Here is a 22,213-nt window from a genome sequence, read left to right as displayed (position 1 = left end):
GAGTCTGGAGCTGCTCAGGCGTTCGGGCCCGCGATCAGCTTGCCGCCCTCGACCTTGACCGGAACGGCGGGCAGCGGCGCGGTGGCCGGGCCCTTGAGGGCCTTGCCGGTGGTGGTGTCGAAGCGGCTGCCGTGGCAGGGGCAGTTGCCCTCGTTCGCCTCGACCTTGTCCAGTACGCAGCCGGCGTGGGTGCACTGGGCGCTGAACGCCTTGTACTCCCCCTTGGCCGGGCAGCTCACGACGAGGCGCTGCTCGCGGTACAGCTTGGACCCGCCGACCGGCACGGCCGCCGCGTCGCCGAGGGGGACCGGGGCGGTGGGGGTCGGGTTCTCGGCATGCCCGAGCTTGGACTCGGTGGAGCAGGCGGCGACGCCGAGCCCGGCGGCCCCGGCGAGTGCGGCGCCCTTGAGGACGGTACGGCGGGCGGCGGACGGGCTGCCGGACATGGGGGTCTCCACGGGTGCGGTGCGGGCGGTGCGGCGGGGCGCTGTCGCGGGTGCGCGGTGCGGGACCGACGATACCTGTGGGTCTTGGACGAACCGGGCGCGGGTTCGATCGCCTTCAGGGGCGAGCGCATGCGGGAGCAAGGGGGGCGGCTCCGCCGGGGGCCGCCCGCCCTGTGCCCACCCGTTCCGCCCCCTGGGCGGCCCCGCTGCCCACAGGGCGGCGGCAACGGCGGCACCAGCCGCCTACACGCCCTGCACCACCTCCGGTGCCTCGGCCAGGGTGGTCAGCCCGGACGCGCCGGGGCCGCCGGAGTGGAACACGAGGGAGCCGAGTCCTTCGTCGCCGGGGACGGGCGCCCGGTCGGCGGCAAGGGCGGTCGCAGCGCCGCGTCTGTGCATCCCCCGTGTGCCTTTCACGAGGCGGACCCCTCGGGTCGGCCTGTGAGCGGCGGCCGGGACACGCAGTGCGGGCCGGACCCACCAGGGGTCCGGCCCGCATCTCCCGCATCGCGGGACTCCTGTACGGCGGTACTGCCGACTCGTACGACCGACTGCTCTCAGGCCTTGCGGGCCCGTGCCGCCGTCTTCTTGGCCGGGGCGGCTTTCTTGGCCACGGCCTTCTTCGCGACGGCCTTCTTCGCAGCCGGGGCGGCCGACTTCGCCGCGACGGTCTTCTTGGACACCGTCTTCGTGGCCGCTGTCTTCGTGGCCGCCACCGTCCTGGTCGCCGCCTTCCGCGCCGGGGCCTTCTTCCTCGGCGCCGCCGGGCTCGCGTCGCTGATCCGGCTGGGGTCGAGGATGTCCCGCAGGAACTTGCCGGTGTGGCTGGCGGCGACCCCCGCCACCTCCTCCGGGGTGCCCTCGGCGACGACCAGGCCGCCGCCCTTTCCGCCCTCGGGGCCCATGTCGACGACCCAGTCCGCGGTCTTGATGACGTCAAGGTTGTGCTCGATGACGATCACCGAGTTCCCCTTGTCGACCAGACCGTCCAGGATCTTGATGAGCTTGCTGATGTCCTCGAAGTGCAGACCGGTGGTCGGCTCGTCGAGGATGTAGACGCTCCGCCCGGAGGACCGCTTCTGCAGCTCCGCGGCCAGCTTGACCCGCTGTGCCTCGCCGCCGGAGAGCGTCGTGGCGGCCTGGCCCAGGCGTACGTACCCGAGGCCGACCTCGTTGAGGGTCTGCAGGTAGCGGGCGATGGAGGTGACCGGCTCGAAGAAGCCGAGGGCCTCCTCGATCGGCATGTTGAGCACCTCGGCGATGTTCTTGCCCTTGTAGTGCACTTCGAGCGTCTCGCGGTTGTAGCGGGCGCCGTGGCACACCTCGCACGGGACGTAGACGTCCGGCAGGAAGTTCATCTCGATCTTGATGGTGCCGTCGCCGGAGCAGTTCTCGCAGCGGCCGCCCTTGACGTTGAAGGAGAACCGGCCCTGCTGGTAGCCCCGGACCTTCGCCTCCGTCGTCTCCGCGAACAGCTTGCGGATCTTGTCGAAGACTCCGGTGTACGTCGCCGGGTTGGAGCGCGGGGTGCGGCCGATGGGCGACTGGTCGACGTGCACGACCTTGTCGAGGAGGTCGTCGCCCTCGACACGCGTGTGCCGTCCCGGGACGCTGCGCGCCCCGTTCAGCTCGCGTGCCAGGTGGGTGTAGAGGATGTCGTTGACCAGCGTCGACTTGCCGGAGCCTGAGACTCCGGTGACGGCGGTGAGGACACCCAGCGGGAAGGTGACGTCGATGTCCTGGAGGTTGTTCTCCCGGGCGCCGTGCACCGTCAGGTGGCGCGACGGGTCGACGGGGCGGCGTACGTCCGGGGTCGGGATGGCCCGCTTGCCCGACAGGTACTGGCCGGTGATCGACTCCTTGTTGGCCAGCAGGCCCTTCATGGAGCCGCTGTGGACCACCTTGCCGCCGTGCTCGCCGGCGCCGGGGCCGATGTCGACGATCCAGTCGGCGACCTTCATCGTGTCCTCGTCGTGCTCGACGACGATCAGGGTGTTGCCCATGTCGCGCAGCCGCACCAGCGTCTCGATGAGGCGGTGGTTGTCGCGCTGGTGCAGGCCGATGGACGGCTCGTCCAGGACGTACAGCACGCCGACCAGGCCGGAGCCGATCTGGGTGGCGAGCCGGATGCGCTGTGCCTCGCCGCCGGAGAGGGAGCCCGCCGGGCGGTTCAGCGACAGGTAGTCGAGGCCGACGTCCACGAGGAAGCGCAGGCGTTCGTTGACCTCTTTGAGGACACGCTCGGCGATCTTCTTGTCGCGGTCGTTCAGGGTGAGCTGCAGAAGGAAGTCCGCGCACTCGCTGATCGACATCGAGGAGACCTCGGCGATGGACTTCCCCATCACCGTGACCGCGAGGATGAGCGGCTTGAGGCGGGTGCCCTCACAGGTGGGGCAGGGGACCTCGCGCATGTAGCCCTCGAAGCGCTCCCGGCTGGAGTCGCTGTCGGACTCCGAATGGCGCCGCTTCACGAACGGCACCGCGCCCTCGAAGGAGGTGGTGTAGGCGCGCTCGCGGCCGTACCGGTTGCGGTAGCGGACCTCGATCTGCGTCTTGTGACCCTGCAGGAGGGCCTTCTTGGCGCGCTGCGGCAGTCCCGCCCACGCCATGTCGGTGCTGAAGCCGAGCTCGCTCGCCAGGGCGTTGACCAGGCGGGCGAAGTAGTCCTTGGTGTGTCCGTGCGACCAGGGGTGGATGGCGCCCTCGTCGAGGGACTTGTCCGGGTCGGGGACGATCAGCTCGGGGTCGACCTCCATGCGCGTACCGATGCCGGAGCAGTCGGGGCAGGCGCCGAAGGGCGAGTTGAAGGAGAACGAGCGGGGCTCCAGCTCCTCGAACGACAGGTCGTCGTAGGTGCAGTAGAGGTGCTCGGAGTACATCCGCTCACGGTCGGGGTCGTCCGCGTCGAGGTCGACGAAGTCGAGGATGACCGTGCCGCCGGAGAGCCCGAGGGCGGTCTCCACGGAGTCGGTGAGACGCCGCTTGGCGCTCTCCTTGACGGTGAGGCGGTCGATGACCACCTCGACGGTGTGCTTCTCCTGCTTCTTGAGCGTCGGCGGCTCGGACAGCTGGATCGTCTCGCCGTCGACCCGGGCACGGCTGTAGCCCTTGGTCTGGAGTTCGGCGAACAGGTCGACGAACTCGCCCTTGCGCTCGCGCACCAGCGGCGACAGCACCTGGAAGCGGCTGCCCTCGGGCAGCTCCAGGACCTTGTCGACGATGGCCTGCGGCGACTGCCGGGAGATCGGCCGGCCGCACTCGGGGCAGTGCGGCTTGCCGATGCGGGCGAAGAGCAGGCGGAGGTAGTCGTAGACCTCCGTGATGGTGCCGACCGTCGAGCGCGGGTTGCGCGAGGTCGACTTCTGGTCGATGGAGACGGCGGGCGACAGGCCTTCGATGAAGTCCACGTCCGGCTTGTCCATCTGGCCGAGGAACTGCCGTGCGTACGAGGAGAGCGACTCGACGTACCGGCGCTGCCCCTCGGCGAAGATCGTGTCGAACGCGAGGGAGGACTTGCCCGAGCCGGAGAGCCCCGTGAAGACGATCAGGGAGTCGCGGGGGAGGTCGAGCGAGACGTTCTTGAGGTTGTGCTCGCGAGCGCCACGAACGATGAGACGGTCGGCCACGCCGGTTCGCACCTTTCTGGAGAAGAAGCAGGGTGCTGGGGCCCCGGTCCGGCGGTCGGCCGGATTCGGCATCTCAGCCTAGGGGGGTCCGTGCAGCGTTGTCCTGAGGATGCCTGCTGTTGTTTCAAGGATGCCTGAGGTTCCGTTGTTCCCATCGAGCGTATAGCACGTACATTCGATTCTCGGACTTCGCCTGCCGTCTTCACCCGAACGAGTGGCCGGGGCCGGAGGCAGCCGCATATCGTCGGCCCCATGAGTGATCACGTACACGATCTGGCCCTGCTGGACGCCGCGACCGACCGTCTGCTCGCCTCCGCCGCCAAGCTGGACAACGCCGCCGTCGCCGAACCGTCACGGCTGCCCGGCTGGAGCCGCGGCCACGTACTGGCCCACCTGGCCCGCAATGCCGACGCCCTGCTCAACGTCCTCGCGGGCCGCCCCATGTACGGGAGCGCCGAGGCCCGTGACGCCGACATCGCGCGCGACGCCCCGCGCCCCCTCGGCGTACAGCTGGACGACGTGCGTACGATGGCGGAGCGCTTCCGGCAGGCGACCGAGGAGCGCGCCGACTGGGGCCGCACCGTGGAGCTGCGCAACGGCGTGACCGACTCGGCGTCACGGGTGCCGTTCCGCCGGCTGATCGAGGTCGAGCTGCACCACGTCGACCTGGGGATCGGGTACGAGCTGGAAGACCTCTCCGAGGAGTTCACCGGGCGCGAGTGCGCCTTCCTCGCGGACCGCTTCTCGGGGAACGCGGGCGTGGCCGCCACCAACCTCACCGCCGCCGACGGACGGCAGTGGACCACCGGCCGCGGCGGGGACGTCACCGTCACTGTGACGGGCAGCGCCGCCGACCTCCTGGGGTGGCTCTCCGGCCGCCGCGACGGCGCCGCGCTGACGGCCGTCGGGGGCCCCCTCCCCGTACTGCCGCCGCTGTAGCTGCCGCTATAGGGTGCGCGGTATGACGTACAGCGGAGTGGTGAAGGTCGGCGGACCGGCGGATGTGCACGAGCTCAAGGACCTGATGATCTCGAAGGTCGCGGTCGGGTCGATGAACAACAACGCTTACCTGCTGCGCTGCCGGGACACCGGCGAGCAGCTGCTGATCGACGCTGCTGCGGAGCCGCACACGCTGCTGTCGCTGATCGGTGAGGACTCCGTCGCTTCCGTCGTCACCACCCACCGGCACGACGACCACTGGCAGGCCCTCGAAGAGGTCGTGGCGGTCACCGGTGCACGCACCTTCGCCGGGCGGTACGACGCGGAGGGCATCCCCGTCGCGACCGACGTGCCTCTTGAGGACGGGGACACGGTGCGGGTGGGGAGCGTGGAGCTGACCGCGCGGCACATCGTCGGCCACACCCCGGGCAGCATCGTCCTCGTCTACGACGACCCGCACGGCCACCCGCACGTCTTCACCGGCGACTGTCTCTTCCCCGGCGGGGTGGGCAACACGTCCGGCGACGCGGCGGCGTTCGTGTCGCTGCTCGACGACGTCGAGGAGAAGATCTTCGGCCGCCTGCCGGACGAGTCGTGGGTCTACCCGGGCCACGGTGACGACACCACGCTCGGCGCCGAGCGCCCGCACCTCGCCGAGTGGCGCGGTCGGGGCTGGTAGTCCTCGCGAGAGCTGCCTCTCGGGAAAGGTCGCCCGGACCCTTCACCCAGTCGTGACCGCACGGCCCTCCCGGACGTCCGCCCTCCTCGGGGAGAGTGGACGGGAAAAGGGAGGGCCGCGCCATGAAGACGTCCCGGGCCGCCGCTGTCACCGCCTCGTTCCTCGCACTGGCCGTTCTGCTCTCGGGGTGCACGGACGAGTCAACTCCGGTACGGCCCACTGTTCCGACGCGAACAGCGGCTTCCGGGCCCCTGTCCGCACAGGACGCGGCGAAGCTGAAGTCGCTCCGTAAAGTGGACGACCATCCGCTGTGGCAGCTGCGGTTCGAAGGGGCGTACCACCGCGAGCAGCAGGCCGTCTCCCCCACCGTTCCTCCCGACGCGGGCTTCGGCTGCTCGCTCTTCTTCGCGAACGGCAACCGCGCCGACCCGCAGTTCGCCCGGAACTTCGACTGGCAGCACGGCCCGGCCCTGCTGCTGTTCACCGACCCGCCGGACGGGTACGCCTCGGTGTCCGTCGTGGACACCAGCTACCTCGGGCTGCGGCAGAACGCGGACTTCGAGAACCCGCGGACCCAACGGGGGCTCCTCCAGGCCCCGTTGCTGCCCTTCGACGGAATGAACAGCAAGGGACTCGCGGCCGGCTTCGCCTCCGTCGACCGGGCCGAAGGGCCCAAGGGGCGTACGAAGGTGGGCAGCACGCGCATCCTGCGGATCGCCCTCGACAAGGCCGCCACCGTCGCCGAGGCCCTGAAGCTCTTCGACCGGTACGAGATCGACTTCACCGACAGCCCGCCGCTGCACTACTTCCTCGCCGACGCGACCGGCGACTCCGCCGTGGTGGAGCTCGTCGGCGGCAGGGTCGTGGTCGCCGAGCGCGGCAGGCAGCCGTGGAACGGCGCCGTCAACTTCACCTTCGCCCACACCCCGGCGGCCGAGCGGCCGGCCGACCGCCGTTACGGCGCGGCCGCCAGGATCCTCAACGGGGCGCGGGGCGTGCTCGGTCCTGACCGGTCCTTCGGGCTGCTGCGCACCGTCGCCCAGGCGCACACCCAGTGGTCCGTCGTGTACGGCCTGAAGAGCGGCAGGGTCACGCTGGTGACGGGGCAGCGCTGGGGGACGCGGCACGAGTTCACACTGCCCATGGAATGAGCCGCCCGCCGGGGTGCGCTCCCGGAGCACGGGCGGCAGGTACGAAAAGGGGTGGTGGAAGCGGCAGGTACGAAAACGGTGGTGGAAGAGGCAGGTACGAAAACGGTGGTGGAGGCGGCCCGTACGCCGCTTCCACCACCGTTGCCCGGAGACCTGTGGGGGTCAGGAGTCGATCGGGGCCTTGTCGGACTTCCCGGCGGCCTCGGCCGCCTCCCGCTTCTCGGTCTTCTTGTTGGCGATGAGGCTGGTGATCGTGGTGATCACCAGGACGCCGCAGATGACGGAGAGCGAGAACGGGATGGAGATCTCGGGGACGTCCACTCCGCCCTCGTGCAGGGCGTGCAGCACCAGCTTGACGCCGATGAAGCCGAGGATGACGGAGAGCCCGTAGCTGAGGTGGACCAGCTTCTTGAGCAGGCCGCCGATCAGGAAGTACAGCTGGCGCAGACCCATCAGCGCGAACGCGTTCGCGGTGAAGACGATGTACGGGTCCTGGGTGAGGCCGAAGATCGCCGGGATCGAGTCCAGCGCGAACAGCACGTCCGTCATGCCGATGGCGAGCATCACGACCATCAGCGGCGTCAGGATCCGCTTGCCGTTCTTCTGGATGAAGAGCTTGGTGCCGTGGTACTGGTCGGCGACGCCGAACTTGGTCTCGATCTTCTTGAGCAGGCGGTTCTCCTCGAACTCCTCCTCCTCTTCACCTGCGCGCGCCTCCTGGATGAGCTTCCAGGCGGTGTAGATCAGGAACGCGCCGAAGATGTAGAAGACCCACGAGAAGTTGGCGATGACCGCGGCGCCGGCGGCGATGAAGATCGCCCGCAGGACCAGTGCGATCAGTACGCCGACCAGCAGCACCCGCTGTTGCAGGTGGGAGGGGACCGAGAACTTCGCCATGATCAGGACGAAGACGAAGAGGTTGTCGACGCTCAGCGACTTCTCGGTGATGAAGCCCGCGAAGAACTCGCCGGACGCCTGGCTCTCGCCGAACAGCAGCAGGCCGAGCCCGAAGAGGATGGCCAGCGCGATCCAGACGCCCGTCCAGATACCCGCTTCCTTGATCGATACGTCGTGGGGCTTGCGCCCGATGAAGAAGTCGACACCGATCAGGGCTGCGAGCCCCAGGATGGTGAGGACCCACATGGTCATTGAAACGTCCACTGCGCCTCCGGCAGATAGCTACGGCTACTCGAATCAGCGTCGTCGCTGCCGGAGGTCTCTTCCACCCGAGCCGCTCTGTGGCGTGCAACGGGCCGATGCCCCGGGACCGATGGCGGTCCGTATTGACGGGAACATCGCAGGCCGGGAGTACTCCCCTCCGCTGCCTCGAGAGTACAGGAAACACCAAGGGAAGGTAAAGGAATTGGTAAACAAGCCTCAAGAGTGCAGGTCAGGGCCGTTCCGTCGGGATCCGACGGGTTACCTGCCGAGGGCCCTGCGGGCCTGGGCCACCTGACTCAGCACGTTCCACAGCACCTGCCCCGCGGGCGGCGCGAGGAGCGGTTCGTACGTCCAGGCGTGACCCACCCACGGGTCGGCGAGGTGCGCGTCCGGCACCGGGGTGAGGCGCAGCAGCGAACGCCACAGCGGGTCGAGCACCGGCCCGTACGCGCTGGCGTCCTCCCGGTCGGCCACCATCATGAGGTGGACGCCGACGGAGGGGCCCTCGTCGGCGAGGTAACGCAGCTGGGTGACGGCGCGGTCGTCGAAGCCGTGCGGGAAGTCGTTGACGATCAGGAGCTGCTCGGCGGTGTCCAGGTGCGGCGGCAGCGCGTCCGAGGCACCTGCCCTGACCGCCATCTGTACGAGGTCCACGCGCTCGGTCAGCTTCGCCAGGACGGTCGCCACGCCCTGGGCACCGGCCGCGGGCGGCGCGTCCAGCACGCCGGACTTGACCAGCGGGGCGAGCGCGGCGGTCGCGGAGCCCGCCGGGTCGATGACGTGCACGGTGAACTCGCCCGCGGGGTAGGCCCCAAGGAGCCGGGCGGCGTGCGCGACGGCGGTGTCCATGGACAGGCGGCGCAGCTCGTCGGTGTCCATCATCATCGCCGCCTCGCAGCCGGTCCGTCCGGCGTCGATCCACAGACCGCGCTCCAGCGGCAGCCGGACGAGCAGCGGAATGTGCAGGTCGGGGCGCTCGGGCAGGTGCAGGTCGCCGATGCGCAGCGCCATCGGGATCTCCATGGGGACCCGGTAGGCGTGCCAGGCGGGGCTGTTCCAGCGGGCGAAGGAGGGCGGCAGGGCGGGCTCGACGACCTCGGACTCGGCGACGAGCTGGGCCATGTCGCGGTCGAGAACGGCGCGGGCCTGCTCGACGAGGGCGTCCCGCTTCGTACGGGCGCTTTCCCTGGCCAGGTCACCGGTGGAGCCGATGCGGCTGCGCGGGTCGGAGAGGACCTTGTCGAGCTCCTGCTCCATGCGGGACTCGGCGAAGTCGACGGCGCTGCGGTAAGCGGCGGCGCTGCGGGCCAGGTCCTCGAACATGCCCCAGACCTGGTTGTAGAGCCGCTCCTCCATGGACCAGCCGGAGGCGTCGCCTGCCACCGGGCGCGGGGGCTGATTCGGCTGGTTCGACGGGGTGGGCGCGGGCGGCTGCGTGGGCGGGGCCGCCGGGGGCGGGGTCGGTCGCGCGGCAGGCTTGCGGCGGGGGTGGCTGTAGTCGACGGGGCCGCCGGGCCGGGAGGGCAGGCCCTGCGGTGCGGCCGGGCGCTCGGGCGGGACCGGTGCGGACGGTGCTCCGGGGGCGGGCTGCGGCCCGGCGGCGGGAGCGGTGGGCTCGACGCCGTCGGCCTCGTGGCGCACCGCGTCCGAGGGCGCCGCCCCCTGGCGGGCCGCGGGCGGGGTGCGGCGAGCCCGGTCGCCGTCGGAGGTACGGGGCGGGGGCGCGGCCACCGAGCGGGCGAGGCCCCGGCCGACCGCCTCCTGGATGGTGGCGGCCAGCTCGCGGGCCTGCGGGAGACCCTGGTCGGCGAGCATCTCGGCGAGGCCGCCCGCGTATCCCTGGCCGACGGCCCGTACCTTCCAGGCGTCGCCCCTGCGGTAGAGCTCCAGGGCGACGACGGCGGACTCGGCGTCCAGACCGGTGAGGGTGAAGGTGGCGACCTCGGTGCCGTCCAGGCCGGTCACGGCGACGAAGGGCGCGGCGACGGCGCCGAAGCGGGCCGGGAAGCCCGCGGCGGAGGGCAGTGCGAGCAGCACGTTCACCCGGTGCACGTCCTCGGGCAGCGCGCCCAGGTCGACGGCGAGCCGGTGGTCGGCGGCGGCCTGCCGGGACACTTCGAGGCCCGGCAGCTGGTGGGAGCCGGGGTGGGCCACCCGCTCGACGCCCCGCACGGTGCCCTGCTCGTCGCCGAGAGTGGCTCCGGCGACGACCGGCTGGCCGGCCGAGATCCGGATCTCGCAACGGGCCTGGGGCAAGGGGTGGTTCTGTCCCCGGACCAGCTCGGCCGTCATCGTCTTTCTCCCCCGCCGTCGGTGTTTCGCTGCTGCATGCGGTGCAGCTCCCGACGGCTGGAAGCCTCCGGGAGCTGCGGTGTTGCCGTGTTGCGTGGCGCCGTGGAACCCGGGCTGTCGTAGCACCCGGCTTCCGTGGAACCGTGCGTGCCTACAGGTGCGGCAGGATCGACGGCATCAGGTCCTGGAAGGTGCGGCCGTTGGCCGGGTTGCCGAGGGCCGTCATCTGCCAGCCCGCACCGGAGCGGTGCACCTTGGCCATGATCTGGGCGGTGTACTGGCCGCCGCCGTCGAGGGTGTAGCGGGCCAGTTCCTGGCCGTTGGTCTCGTCGACGATGCGGCAGAACGCATTCTGCACTTCCTGGAACGTCTGGCCGGTGAAGGAGTTCACCGTGAAGACGATCTGGTCGATGTGCACCGGGACGCGCGCCAGGTCGACGAGGATCGACTCGTCGTCGCCGCCCGAGCCCGCACCGCCGACCAGGTTGTCACCGGTGTGCTTGACGGATCCGTCGTCGCTGACCAGGTGCCGGAAGAAGACGACGTCCACCGGCTGCTTGTCGGCGAACAGCACCGCCGACGCGTCGAGGTCGACCTCACGGGTGCGCGAGCCGAACAGACCGCGGCGCGGCGCCGCCTGCCAGCCGAGCCCCATCCGCACCGCGGTCAGGGTTCCCCCGTCGCTCTTCTGCAGGCTGATGGCCTGGCCCTTGGTCATGTTGACCGTCACGCGCTACCCCTCTCCACAAACCCCACTGCCGCCCGTGTGTGCGGTTGTGCAGCACCCTACGCAGTCCGCCCGAGGGGGTCGCAACTCCGGTGCGTTTTTGTGTCGGTCCTGCAACACTCCGCGACGCAGCCGCCTCGCGGCGCACCGGAGCCCCCCGCACGCACCGGACGGCCTCGTCCCGCTCCCCCGTTACGCCTGACCCGCCTCCCTCATCATCCGCAGCTCCTTCTTGAGTTCGCCGACCTCGTCGCGCAGCCGCGCGGCCACCTCGAACTGGAGCTCCGCCGCGGCCGCCCGCATCCGGTCGGTCATCTCCTCGATCTGCTGGGCCAGTTCGGCCGCCGGGCGGTCGGTGAGGACCTCGGCGCCCTTCTTGCCCTTTGCCGCCTTCGCGGCCTTGCCGCCGAGCGCCGGGACCGGGGCCTTGGCGTCCTTGCCCGCCTTCGGCTTCCGGTAGTCGGTGCCGAGCAGCTCCTCGGTGTCGACCTCTTCGCGGGCGATCGTCGCGACGATGTCGTTGATCTTCTTGCGGAGCGGCTGCGGGTCGATCCCGCGCTCCTTGTTGTACGCGACCTGCTTCTCGCGGCGGCGGTTCGTCTCGTCGATGGCCTTCGCCATCGCCGGGGTGATCCGGTCCGCGTACATGTGGACCTGGCCGGAGACGTTGCGCGCCGCGCGGCCGATGGTCTGGATCAGGGAGGTCCCGGAGCGCAGGAAGCCCTCCTTGTCGGCGTCGAGGATCGCCACCAGGGACACCTCGGGCAGGTCGAGGCCCTCGCGGAGCAGGTTGATGCCGACCAGGACGTCGTACTCACCGGCGCGCAGTTCGCGCAGCAGCTCGATGCGGCGCAGCGTGTCGACGTCGCTGTGCAGGTAGCGGACCTGGATGCCCAGTTCGAGGAAGTAGTCGGTGAGGTCCTCGGCCATCTTCTTGGTGAGCGTGGTGACCAGGACGCGCTCGTCCTTCTCGGTGCGCTTCCTGATCTCGTGCACCAGGTCGTCGATCTGGCCCTCGGTCGACTTGACGACGACCTCCGGGTCGACGAGTCCCGTCGGGCGGATGATCTGCTCCACGAAGCCGTCGCCGCGCGAGAGTTCGTACGTGCCCGGGGTGGCGGACAGGTAGACGGTCTGGCCGATCCGCTTCTGGAACTCCTCCCACTTCAGCGGCCGGTTGTCCATCGCGGACGGCAGCCGGAAGCCGTGCTCGACCAGGGTCCGCTTGCGGGAGGCGTCGCCCTCGTACATCGCGCCGATCTGCGGGACGGTGACGTGCGACTCGTCGAGGACCAGCAGGAAGTCCTCGGGGAAGTAGTCGATGAGGGTGTGCGGGGCCGTGCCGGGCTCACGGCCGTCGAAGTGCATCGAGTAGTTCTCGATGCCGGAGCAGCTGCCGATCTCGCGGAGCATCTCCAGGTCGTACGAGGTGCGCATGCGGAGCCGCTGGGCCTCCAGCATCTTGCCCTGCTTGTCCAGCTCGGCGAGGCGGTCCGCGAGCTCCTTCTCGATGCCGTTGATCGCCTTTTCCATCCGCTCCGGTCCCGCCACGTAGTGGCTGGCCGGGAAGACGTACAGGCTCTGGTCCTCGCTGATGACCTCGCCGGTGAGCGGGTGCAGCGTGGACAGGGCCTCGATCTCGTCGCCGAACATCTCGATGCGGACGGCCAGTTCCTCGTACACCGGGAAGATCTCGATGGTGTCGCCGCGCACCCGGAAGGAGCCGCGGGCGAACGCCACGTCGTTGCGGTTGTACTGGATGTCGACGAAGCGGCGCAGCAGGGCCTCGCGGTCGATCTCGTCGCCGACCTTGAGGGAGACCATGCGGTCCACGTACTCCTGCGGGGTGCCCAGGCCGTAGATGCAGGAGACGGAGGCGACCACGATGACGTCGCGGCGGGTGAGCAGCGAATTCGTCGCGGAGTGGCGCAGCCGCTCGACCTCCTCGTTGATCGAGGAGTCCTTCTCGATGTAGGTGTCCGACTGCGGGACGTACGCCTCGGGCTGGTAGTAGTCGTAGTACGAGACGAAGTACTCGACGGCGTTGTTCGGCAGGAGCTCGCGGAACTCGTTCGCCAGCTGGGCGGCGAGGGTCTTGTTGGGCGCCATGACGAGCGTCGGGCGCTGGAGCTTCTCGATCATCCAGGCGGTCGTCGCCGACTTGCCGGTGCCGGTCGCACCCAACAGGACGACATCCTTCTCACCTGCGCGAATGCGCTTTTCCAGCTCGGCGATGGCCGCCGGCTGGTCACCGCTGGGCTGGTAGGGACTGACGACCTCGAAGGGCGCCACCGTACGTTCGATCTTGGAAACGGGCCGCATGGAACCACCGTACGACCCACCACTGACACTCACGCGGTGATCACGGCTCGGCGGCCCCGGGCGAGGGGTCCGCGGCGCGGGTTCGTTGTGTACCGGTTTGTTGTGTATCGGATCTGTCACGGCACGTGATCCGGCCCCGTGGTGCGTCGTTCACCGCATGGCCATTCTTCGCCTGTTCCGCGTTGGCGCTCTGCTGTCACGCTCTGGCCGTCCGTGACGTCTCGCGCAAGGAGAACTCCGTGCACGCACGTACTTTCGCCGCCACCACCGCGACCGCACTCGTGGTCGGGGCCGCCGCACTCGCCCTGCCCGGCACCGCGCAGGCCGCCGGGCCCGCCGCCGCTGCCCGCGCCGCCTCCGGCGGGCCCGCCGTGATCGCCCACCGGGGCGCCTCCGGCTACGCGCCGGAGAACACCCTGGCTGCCGTCGACCGGGCCGACCGGCTGGGCATCGACTGGGTGGAGAACGACGTCCAGCGCACCAAGGACGGCGAGCTGGTGATCGTCCACGACGACTCCCTGGCCCGCACCACCAATGTGGAGCAGGTCTTCCCGGGGCGCGCCCCGTGGAAGATCAAGGACTTCACGGCCGCCGAGGTCCGCAGACTCGACGCGGGCAGCTGGTTCGGCGCGCACTACGCAGGCACACGCGTGCCGACGCTGAAGCAGTATCTGAACCGGCTCGACAAGAACCGGCAGAAGCTCTTGATGGAGGTCAAGAACCCGGCCCTCTACCCCGGCATCGAGAAGGACATCCTCAAGGTGCTGCGCAAGGAGGGCTGGCTGAACCGCGACCACGTGCGGTCCCGGCTGGTCGTGCAGAGCTTCGACGCGGCGAGCGTGCGGGCCGTCCACCGGCAGCGGCCCGACGTGACCACCGGGTTCCTGGGCACGCCTGGCGTGGCCGACCTGCGGAAGTTCGCGGCGTACACCGACCAGATCAACCCGCAGCACGGGACGATCACCAAGGAGTACGTGGCGGCCGTGCACCGGCTGAAGGGCGCGCACGGCAAGCGGCTGAGGGTGAACACCTGGACCGTCGACGACGCGGTGAACGCGAAGAAGGTCAAGGGCTTCGGCGTGGACGGGATCATCAGCAACAAGCCGGACGTCGTACGGGACGCGGTACGCCGCTGAGCAGTTGCTGAACGGCTGCTGAGTGGGGGCTGAGCGGGGGGCTGACCAGCCTCTTTCCGCAGGTCGGGGCCGGTTGTCAGTGCCCCGCCTTACGGTGGTGGACGTGAACAGCATGGAGCCACGTGCGAGTTGTGTCGAGTGGGCCGTCGTCGGCAGCGACATCGGCCCGCTCCTGCTGGCCGCGACCGACGAGGGACTGGTGAGCGTGGTCTTCCACGCGCACGAGAAGGTCCGCGGGAAGGCCCTGGAGATGCTGGCGTCGCGGCTCGGGGCCGAGCTCGTCGCGGTACCCGAGCCGATATCCGGGTCGAGCCGGCTGGCCGAGCCGGTCCGCCAGTTCGCGGCCTACTTCGCGGGCACGCTGCGGAAGTTCGATCTCCCGCTGGACTGGTCGCTGACGTCCGGCTTCAACCGGCAGGTGCTGCGCGAACTGAACGACAACGTTCCGTACGGCACGGTCGTCGGGTACGGCGACCTGGCCGCCCGGGTCGGGCAGCCGGGCGCGGCGCAGGCGGTCGGGGCGGCGATGGGGTCGAATCCGCTGCCGGTGGTGGTGGCGTGCCACCGGGTGGTGGAGAGCGACGGCGGTCTCGGCGGGTTCGGCGGCGGCCTGGAGATCAAGCGGGTGCTTCTGGCGCTGGAGGGGGTGCTGCCGCAGCCACTGTTCTGAGCGGGGATGCGGGGAAGCCGGGGTGCGGCTGGGCAGGGCACGGCGGGGCAGATTTCCCGGTGTTCTGGAGGCGTACGGGCTGGCACACTGCGGCGGTGACGACAATCTTTGACGAGTACACACCCCGTATCCCGGGCATGGCAGCCGGCTTCGACGGCGGAGGGGCGTGTACGAAGTGAGCACCACCGACAGGAACAGCAAGGCCGAGGACACGGGCCCACAGCCGGACGCAGAGGTGCTGCCCGGGGCCGGCGACCCCGGGCCCGGCGCCGGTGGGCTCGCCGCGGACACCGCGCCGGTGCTGCCGCCCTCGCCTGCACCCGTATCCCCGCCCGCGCCCGTGCCCCCGGTGGCCGCCGGGGATCTGCCGGCGCTGCAGCGGCGTACCACCGCCGTGCTCATCACCAGCCAGATACTGGGCGGCCTCGGCGTCCCCATCGGCATCGCGCTCGCCCCCGTACTGGCCACGGAGATCAGCGGCACAGAGGCGGTCTCCGGGCTGGCCCCCACCGCTTCCGTGGTCGGCACGGCGCTGCTGTCCGTACCGCTCGCCTCGCTGATGACCTCGCGCGGGCGGCGTCCCGGGCTGGTCCTCGCGTATCTGATCGGCGCGCTGGGCGCCGCCCTCGTGGTGGTCGCGGCGATGACGAAGAGCTTCCCACTGCTGCTCGTCGGCATGGCCGGGTTCGGCGCCGCCTCCTCCGCCAACCTCCAGGCCCGGTTCGCCGCGGCCGATCTGGCGGCCCCGGACCGGCGGGCGAGGGCGATCTCCACGGTCGTCTGGGCGACGACCATCGGCGCGGTCCTGGGCCCGAACATCGCGGCCCCGGCGGGCCGTGTCTTCTCCGGCACCTCCATACCCGTGACGGCCGCCCCGTTCCTGTGGGCCGCCGTCATCTTCCTGGTCACGGGCGTGGTCGTCGCCGTCTTGCTGCGCCCGGACCCCCTCCTGACCGCGCGGGCGCTCGCCCCGCAGGAGGAACAGTCCGCCGCGAGCCGTTCCCTGCGCGCGGGCATCGCCGCGGTGAAGGCGTCCCCGCGGGCCCGGCTCGCCCTCGTCACGGTCGCCGTCACGCACACCGCGATGGTGTCGATCATGACGATGACCCCCGTCCACCTCGGCCACCACGGTGCCGGGATTCAGCTGGTCGGCCTGGTCATCAGCGGCCACATCGCCGGGATGTACGCGTTCTCGCCGGTGATGGGCTGGCTGTCGGACCGGCTGGGCAGGCTCTCGGTGATCGGCCTGGCGGCGGGCCTGCTGTCGCTGGCCGCGCTGCTGGCCGGCACGTCCGGCGGCAGCCACGGGCAGACCGCTGCCGGTCTCTTCGTACTGGGCCTGGGCTGGTCGGCCGGTCTGGTCTCGGGTTCCGCGCTGCTCACGGACTCCGTGCCGCAGCCCGCCCGCGCCGCCGTGCAGGGCCTGTCGGACCTGACGATGAACTCGGCGGCGGGCATCGGCGGTGCGGCGGCCGGCCTGATCGTCGCGCAGGCCGGTTACGGCTGGCTCAACGCGGCCGGCGCCCTTCTGCTGCTGCCGATGGCGGTGCTGGCGCTGTTCACGGCCCGTACGAACAACCGGGCCGAGCCCCGTACGAAAACGGGCGCCCGCACCGACTGAACTGTGCGAGCACTCAGGGCTTCAAAGGCTGATGTGGTACGCCTTGCGCAGCGTCTCGTGCACCGTCCAGGTCGTCCGGTCGCCCTCGCGCAGCACGCACGCGTCGCCGGGACCGATCTCCAGAGTCGCGCCACCCTCCACGGCGACGGTGGCGCGACCGCTGACCACCACGAACAGCTCGTTGGCCTCGGTGTCGGTCACCACACCCGGCGTGATCTGCCAGATTCCGCGCAGCTGCTTGCCGTCCGGGGACTCCCACAGCACCTTGCCCGTGACCACCGGATCGCCGGAGACGATCTGCTCCGGATCGAGCGGCTCGACCTCCAGCTCGGCGTCGGGGATGTGCACGGCGAAAGAGGCGGGAACCGCAGGAACTTGATCAATTGTCGTCATGGCCGGTCACCTTAGCGCCGCTCTCCTGCCCCTCTTCAGCCAGGCCCTAAGCCGGGTCCGAAGCCAGGCCCTAAGCCGGGTCGGAAGGCGGGCCCGAATCTTCAGCCAGGCCCGAAGCCAGGTCCGAAGCCAGCCGGTCGAAGAAGCCGGACCAGCCCGCCTCCGCCGCGGCGTACTGCTCAGCGGTGAGGTTCCCGCCGAGCTGCTGGAACCTCATCCCGGTCCGCCCGTCACCCAGCTCCGTGAGAGCGACACTCACCAGCTCCCCCTCCGCACCGTCGTCGGAGCTCCGGTCGGCGAGGGTGAACATCAGCCGCTCCGGGGGTACGGCCTCCTGGTACTCGCCCCAGAACGGCAGCTCACCGCCGTCCGGCGTGATCATCGTCGCGTGCCAGGCCCCGCCGGCCCTGACGTCCAGGAGCACCCCGTCCACCGGTACGTCGAGGTCGGCCCCGAACCACGCGGCGAAGCGTTCCGGCTCGGTCCAGGCCCGGTAGACGTACTCCCGCGGCGCATCGAAGACGCGGTGCAGATCGATACCCGGCGCACTACCCGGCGCACTCCCAGGCGCACTGGCCATGACGGTGTCCCTTCAGAACCGGCGGCGGACGCCCGTAACCCCCCGCCGCGTACACCCCAGATGTTCTCCGAGGCGGCGGAAACCGGCAATCCAGGCAGGCGTGCCCCGGCGTACGACGGGCACAAGGAAGGTGCGCCAGCACGGGCACGGGCCTCTACAGGGAGCTACTGCTACAGGGAGCTACAGCCATGGAGATTTCGGGAATCATCAGCGCGATCGTGATCGGCATCATCATCGGTGTGCTCGGCCGGCTCGTGGTCCCGGGCCGCCAGCGGATCGGCATCCTGTGGACCATCGCCGTCGGCATCATCGCTGCGCTGGCGGGCGCGGCGATCGCCGAGGCGTTCGGCGTGAACGACACCAAGGGGGTCGACTGGATCGAGTGGCTGATCCAGATCGGTCTCGCCGCGCTCGGTGTCGCCGCCCTGGACCGCTTCAAGTCCGGCGACCGCAGCCGGAGCCACCGGTAGGCATGCCGATATAGGCGCCGGTAGATACGAACGCCTACGCATGCGCCCCGCTCAGGCGGACGGCAGCCCCGCCCATGCCGGGTGCCGCGCATCGTCCGCCCGTACCACCACATCGGCGGCCTCCGACGGGCCGACCTCGTCCTCGTACCGTACGAAGGCGGGCAGCATCCACTGCTCGCCCTCGTCGGTACGGCGGGCGAGGGCACCCCTCGAAAGCCGCACGTGCACCGTCAGGTCGAACGGGAACCAGCGGCCGAGCAGCAGCGGGCCGTGCACCAACAGCACGCCGCCGGGCGGAAGTTGGACGTACGGACTGCGAGTCGCACGGTCGGTGGCCGGGTCCCAGAGGTCGGGCAGGACACGGCCGCTGCCACCCGCTTCGAGCGGTCCGAAAACCTCCCGCCAGAGGGCATTGGTGTCGAACCAGCCGTCGAAGTAGGTGTCCGGGTCCTGCTTGCCGTACTCGAAGCGGAGGGAGGCGGGCCGCAGGAATCCCCCGGTGTCGACTACATGGACGGTACGCCCGCGCAGCCGCAGCTCCGCGGCGATCTGCCCGGCGAGCTCACCGGTACGCGCCGCCGGCGCCCCGTCCACGGCGGCTTTGATCCAGGGACTGCCGTCGGCGGGCACCCGGGCGTCGAGGTGGCCGGCGAGGGTGTCGGCGAGGCGTCCCCAGGTGATCGGTCGGAGCTGCATACGGCCATGGTCGCCGATGGGACCGGCACCTGGCCTGCCGGCCCGCTGGTCCGCCGACCCGGTGAGGGGTGGCCGCTTGACCTTGCCATGGGCGTCAAGGCCCGCCCCTCCCGCGTCGTACCGTTCGTCGCTGACATCACGGAGGACGGAACCGCCGAGGCCGTCGTGCGCGAGGCCACCGGCACGTACGGACGGCTCGATGTGCTCGTCAACAACGCCGGGATCGTCGGCGGCGGCGCCCTCGGCACGCTCACCCGCACCGGCACCGGCATCGAGGCGCAGTTCGCCACGAACTTGATCGCCCCGGTGCTGCTGACGCAGGCCGTACTGCCCGCGTTCGGCGACCTTGGCGGCGTGATCGTGAACGTCAGCACCTCCGCCGTCCAGCGCGCCTGGCTCGGCAATTCCGTGTACGCCTCGACGAAAGCGGCACTCGAACTCCTCACCCGCAGCCGGGCGGTGGAACGAAAACCGAACATTCAACGCGATCGTCATTCCCTCTATGCCCCACGTGGAATCGGCGGTATCCCCTCTCCATGAACCTCGTGGCTCCCCTCGTGGTCGTCGAACCCCTGCGCCGGGTCCACTGCGCGGAGTGCCGGCAGGGCCCGCTCCGCCTCCTGATCCTCGAGTACAACGCCCCGCGCTGTCTGGACTGCGCCGACCTGGGCCACCTCGTTCTCCTCCCGCGCGGCGACGCGGCGCTCACCCGCCGTGCCCGCGAGGGGAGTTCGCTGTGGGCGGTCGTGATCCGTCACCACAAGCGCCGCAAGCGGTACGAGCGTCAGGGCCTGCTCGTCGAGGAGGCGGCCCTCGCCCGTGCCGAATCCGCCTGCCTCGCGGACGCCGACGCCCGCGCCCGGCGGCGGGCGCGCGACGCGGACCGCAGGGCCGTCCACGACACCCGCTTCACGGCCGCCTTCGCCGCGGCCGTCTCCGCCCTGTTCCCCGGCTGCCCGCCCGAACGCGCCTATGCGATCGCCGCCCACGCCTCCGCCAGGGGCAGCGGCCGGGTGGGCCGCAGCGCGGCGGGCCGCGCACTGGACGAGGGCGCGGTCACGGCGGCGGTGCGTGCGTCCGTACGGCATGAGGACACCCCGTACGACGCCCTGCTGATGGCGGGCGTACCCAGGCGGGAGGCGCGCACGCGGGTGGCGCAGGCGATCGAGAGGGTCCTGGAGGGGTGGCACACCACGCCTGAAGTGCCGTGACACCCTGAGGTGTCGTGACAAACGGTCGTACCGGGGCAGGATGGCTCTTCTCCGGCACATCGACACGTTGACACAACGACACGACGACACAAAGGCGAGGTTCCAGCCGATGCCCACCCCTGCCGCACGTCCCCGCGACGGGGTGGCGCTCGCTGCCTCGCTCGACGACGCGCCCCTGCGCCCCTTCCATCTGCGGGTGACGGCGACGACGTTCGGCGCGAACTTCTCCGACGGTTACGCACTGGGCATGATCGGCGCGGTCCTGGCGACCCTCACCGACGCCCGGCACCTGTCCGGCGTCTGGCAGGGGCTCCTCGGCGCCTCGGCCCTGATCGGCCTCTTCTTCGGCAGCATCGTGCTGGGCCGGGTCGGCGACATCATCGGCCGCCAGAAGCTCTACATCTACAACTTCGTCCTCATCACCGTCGCCTCCGCCCTCCAGCTCTGGGCGAAGGACCCCGCGGTCCTCTTCACCCTCCGCCTCCTGATCGGCTTCGGCCTGGGCGCGGACTACGCGGTGGGCCCCACGATGCTGTCCGAGTTCGCACCGAAGCGGCTGCGCGGGCTGCTGCTCGGCTCGCTCACGGTGATGTGGACGGTCGGGTACGTGCTCGCGGGCATCCTGGGCACCTGGCTCGGCAAGACGGAGGACATGGCGTACGTCCTGCTCGCGACGGGCGCGCTGCCCGCCCTCCTGGTCCTCCTGGTCCGCATCGGCACCCCGGAATCACCGAGCTGGCTGGTCAGCCAGGGGAGGGTCGAGGAGGCCAGGGACATTGCGCGGAGGTACCTGAGGAGCGAGCTGGGGGAGATGGCGGAGGGGGCCTCGGGGGGAGCGGGGGCGGGTGGAACCGGGGCGAGCGGAGCCGGGGCGAGCGGGGCGGCGACATCGGCGGGCGCGGGTGCGGCCTCGGCAACTGGCGCGACGGGGGCGGCAGGCACGGGCGCCGCGACGGCGACTGGCGGGGCGGCGGTGGCCGAACCGGCAGTGGCTGGATCGACGACGCCGGGACCGGCGACGGCCGGAACCGCGACTTCCGGAACTGCGACGGCGGGAGCGACGGCCGGAACGACGGTCGGACCCGCGACGGCCGGAGCGACTTCCGGACCCACGACTTCCGGACCCACGACAGCCGGACCCACGGCCGAACCCACGACATCTGGACCCACGACGGTCGGACCCACGGCCGGACCCGCGACATCCGGACCCGCGACGGCCGAAGCGACAGCCGGACCCACAGCGACAGTCGACCCAGCGGCGACGGCTCACGTCGGCCCCGCTCCCAGCACCACCTCCTGGGCCGCGTACCGCGAGCTCTTCGCGCCAGGACAGGCCCGCCGCACCTGGTTCGGCCTGATCTTCTACAGCGCGCAGGTCCTCCCCTACTTCGCCATCTACACCTTCATGCCGACGATCCTCCTCGCCCTGAACGTCGACGACGCCGACCTCCAGAACCTCCTCCTCAATCTCTTCCTGCTGGCGGGCGGAGTAACCGGCCTGTGGTTCCTGCAGCGCATGGGCCGCCGCCCGCTCGTCATCGCCACGTTCGGCATCATGACGGCCGCCCTCGCCCTGATGGGCGCGCTCACCCACGCCTCGACGACGGCCCTGATGATCCCGTTCCTCGTCTACACCTTCGTCATGGCCGGCGCCTCGAACCTCACCCAGGTCTATCCGGCCGAGCTCTACCCCACCCACCTGCGCGCCACCGGCGTCGGCTTCCTCAACGGCACGAGCCGCATCGCCTCGGCGGTCGGCACGTTCGTCCTGCCCGTGAGCCTGGAGTCGATCGGCCTGAGCTGGTCGATGTACTGGCTGGCGGGGGTACTGCTGCTCGGCACGGTGGCCTCGGTGGCGTGGGCACCGGAGACGAAGGAGGAGGTCACGACTTCGGGAGGCTGAGCCCGGCTCCCGCCCCCTCCGGCCCTCCGGCCCTCCGGCCACTGTCGTACGGTGCGATGTCATACCGTGTCGTAGCCGGGGGGCGGCGAAACGATCTGACGTCAAGGGGTTGTGGACCCGAGTGATACGCGCTATTCGGACCATGATCGCGAACCGCGAACCGCGAACCGCGAACCGCGAAGAGCACGCG

At 70.6% G+C, this 22,213-nt stretch carries 19 protein-coding genes and 1 pseudogene; 10 read left to right on the top strand and 10 right to left on the bottom strand.

Annotated elements, in window-relative coordinates:
- Positions 1 to 14: 14 nt before the first annotated feature.
- The 3 genes from AB0D18_RS10630 to uvrA all read right to left on the bottom strand — a co-directional run bounded on the left by AB0D18_RS10630 (position 15) and on the right by uvrA (position 4,072).
- Positions 15 to 446, bottom strand: coding sequence for a Rieske (2Fe-2S) protein (locus tag AB0D18_RS10630; protein WP_362415114.1), 432 nt, complete (start codon positions 444 to 446; stop codon positions 15 to 17).
- Positions 447 to 689: 243 nt separating this feature from the next.
- Positions 690 to 845 (bottom strand): hypothetical protein, encoded by a 156-nt coding sequence (locus AB0D18_RS10625; protein WP_362415112.1) that lies wholly within the window; start codon positions 843 to 845, stop codon positions 690 to 692.
- A 158-nt stretch (positions 846 to 1,003) separates the two neighbouring features.
- Positions 1,004 to 4,072, bottom strand: a complete 3,069-nt coding sequence (uvrA, locus tag AB0D18_RS10620) for an excinuclease ABC subunit UvrA (protein ID WP_362415110.1) — start codon at positions 4,070 to 4,072, stop codon at positions 1,004 to 1,006.
- 252 nt (positions 4,073 to 4,324) lie between these two features.
- Here uvrA and AB0D18_RS10615 point away from each other — a divergent pair, with 252 nt between their 5' ends.
- The 3 genes from AB0D18_RS10615 to AB0D18_RS10605 all read left to right on the top strand — a co-directional run bounded on the left by AB0D18_RS10615 (position 4,325) and on the right by AB0D18_RS10605 (position 6,841).
- Positions 4,325 to 5,011, top strand: coding sequence for a maleylpyruvate isomerase family mycothiol-dependent enzyme (locus AB0D18_RS10615; RefSeq protein ID WP_362415108.1), 687 nt, complete (start codon positions 4,325 to 4,327; stop codon positions 5,009 to 5,011).
- Positions 5,012 to 5,033: 22 nt separating this feature from the next.
- Positions 5,034 to 5,690, top strand: a complete 657-nt coding sequence (locus AB0D18_RS10610) for an MBL fold metallo-hydrolase (protein WP_362415106.1) — start codon at positions 5,034 to 5,036, stop codon at positions 5,688 to 5,690.
- Positions 5,691 to 5,812: 122 nt separating this feature from the next.
- Complete coding sequence (locus AB0D18_RS10605) at positions 5,813 to 6,841, top strand: carcinine hydrolase/isopenicillin-N N-acyltransferase family protein (protein ID WP_362415105.1); 1,029 nt, start codon at positions 5,813 to 5,815, stop codon at positions 6,839 to 6,841.
- A gap of 162 nt (positions 6,842 to 7,003) precedes the next feature.
- Here AB0D18_RS10605 and AB0D18_RS10600 read toward each other — a convergent pair whose 3' ends face one another.
- The 4 genes from AB0D18_RS10600 to uvrB form a co-directional block, all read right to left on the bottom strand.
- The gene (locus tag AB0D18_RS10600) at positions 7,004 to 8,002 is read right to left on the bottom strand and encodes a TerC family protein (RefSeq protein ID WP_362415104.1); all 999 of its coding nucleotides are present in this window, start codon (positions 8,000 to 8,002) and stop codon (positions 7,004 to 7,006) included.
- Between the two features lie 258 nt (positions 8,003 to 8,260).
- On the bottom strand, positions 8,261 to 10,294 hold the full coding sequence (locus AB0D18_RS10595; RefSeq protein WP_362415102.1) for a TerD family protein: 2,034 nt from the start codon (positions 10,292 to 10,294) through the stop codon (positions 8,261 to 8,263).
- Between the two features lie 151 nt (positions 10,295 to 10,445).
- The gene (locus tag AB0D18_RS10590) at positions 10,446 to 11,024 is read right to left on the bottom strand and encodes a TerD family protein (RefSeq protein WP_362415101.1); all 579 of its coding nucleotides are present in this window, start codon (positions 11,022 to 11,024) and stop codon (positions 10,446 to 10,448) included.
- A 189-nt stretch (positions 11,025 to 11,213) separates the two neighbouring features.
- Positions 11,214 to 13,343, bottom strand: coding sequence for an excinuclease ABC subunit UvrB (gene uvrB / locus AB0D18_RS10585; protein ID WP_362415099.1), 2,130 nt, complete (start codon positions 13,341 to 13,343; stop codon positions 11,214 to 11,216).
- A gap of 239 nt (positions 13,344 to 13,582) precedes the next feature.
- Between uvrB and AB0D18_RS10580 the strand changes: the two genes are divergently transcribed.
- The 3 genes from AB0D18_RS10580 (at position 13,583) to AB0D18_RS10570 (ending at position 16,770) form a co-directional block, all read left to right on the top strand.
- A complete protein-coding gene (locus tag AB0D18_RS10580) occupies positions 13,583 to 14,479 on the top strand; it encodes a glycerophosphodiester phosphodiesterase family protein (RefSeq protein ID WP_362415097.1) in 897 nt (298 codons plus the stop codon).
- Between the two features lie 112 nt (positions 14,480 to 14,591).
- Positions 14,592 to 15,149 (top strand): methylated-DNA--[protein]-cysteine S-methyltransferase, encoded by a 558-nt coding sequence (locus AB0D18_RS10575; protein WP_362415332.1) that lies wholly within the window; start codon positions 14,592 to 14,594, stop codon positions 15,147 to 15,149.
- 340 nt (positions 15,150 to 15,489) lie between these two features.
- Positions 15,490 to 16,770 carry an MFS transporter gene (locus AB0D18_RS10570; RefSeq protein WP_362415330.1) on the top strand — a complete coding sequence of 427 codons (1,281 nt, stop codon included), beginning with the start codon at positions 15,490 to 15,492 and terminating at the stop codon, positions 16,768 to 16,770.
- A 21-nt stretch (positions 16,771 to 16,791) separates the two neighbouring features.
- Here the strand turns inward: AB0D18_RS10570 and AB0D18_RS10565 are convergent, their stop codons facing one another.
- Both AB0D18_RS10565 and AB0D18_RS10560 read right to left on the bottom strand, forming a co-directional pair.
- The gene (locus AB0D18_RS10565; RefSeq protein WP_362415095.1) at positions 16,792 to 17,163 is read right to left on the bottom strand and encodes a cupin domain-containing protein; all 372 of its coding nucleotides are present in this window, start codon (positions 17,161 to 17,163) and stop codon (positions 16,792 to 16,794) included.
- A gap of 70 nt (positions 17,164 to 17,233) precedes the next feature.
- Positions 17,234 to 17,743, bottom strand: coding sequence for an SRPBCC domain-containing protein (locus tag AB0D18_RS10560; RefSeq protein ID WP_362415093.1), 510 nt, complete (start codon positions 17,741 to 17,743; stop codon positions 17,234 to 17,236).
- A gap of 188 nt (positions 17,744 to 17,931) precedes the next feature.
- Here AB0D18_RS10560 and AB0D18_RS10555 point away from each other — a divergent pair, with 188 nt between their 5' ends.
- A complete protein-coding gene (locus AB0D18_RS10555) occupies positions 17,932 to 18,213 on the top strand; it encodes a GlsB/YeaQ/YmgE family stress response membrane protein (RefSeq protein ID WP_362415091.1) in 282 nt (93 codons plus the stop codon).
- 51 nt (positions 18,214 to 18,264) lie between these two features.
- Here AB0D18_RS10555 and AB0D18_RS10550 read toward each other — a convergent pair whose 3' ends face one another.
- Positions 18,265 to 18,909 (bottom strand): uridine kinase, encoded by a 645-nt coding sequence (locus AB0D18_RS10550; RefSeq protein WP_362415089.1) that lies wholly within the window; start codon positions 18,907 to 18,909, stop codon positions 18,265 to 18,267.
- A gap of 87 nt (positions 18,910 to 18,996) precedes the next feature.
- Here AB0D18_RS10550 and AB0D18_RS10545 point away from each other — a divergent pair.
- The 3 genes and pseudogenes from AB0D18_RS10545 to AB0D18_RS10535 form a co-directional block, all read left to right on the top strand.
- A pseudogene (locus tag AB0D18_RS10545) lies at positions 18,997 to 19,374 on the top strand (SDR family oxidoreductase); the annotation flags it as partial.
- A gap of 71 nt (positions 19,375 to 19,445) precedes the next feature.
- Positions 19,446 to 20,120: a DUF2293 domain-containing protein gene (locus AB0D18_RS10540; protein WP_362415087.1), complete on the top strand. Its 675-nt coding sequence runs from the start codon at positions 19,446 to 19,448 to the stop codon at positions 20,118 to 20,120.
- A 109-nt stretch (positions 20,121 to 20,229) separates the two neighbouring features.
- Positions 20,230 to 22,023: an MFS transporter gene (locus AB0D18_RS10535; RefSeq protein WP_362415085.1), complete on the top strand. Its 1,794-nt coding sequence runs from the start codon at positions 20,230 to 20,232 to the stop codon at positions 22,021 to 22,023.
- Positions 22,024 to 22,213 lie beyond the last annotated feature (190 nt).

The organism is Streptomyces sp. NPDC048442 (genome assembly GCF_040651475.1).
Taxonomy (GTDB): Bacteria; Actinomycetota; Actinomycetes; order Streptomycetales; family Streptomycetaceae; genus Streptomyces.
Note: the sequence above shows the minus strand (reverse complement) of the source record. Positions and strands in the feature narration are given on the sequence as shown.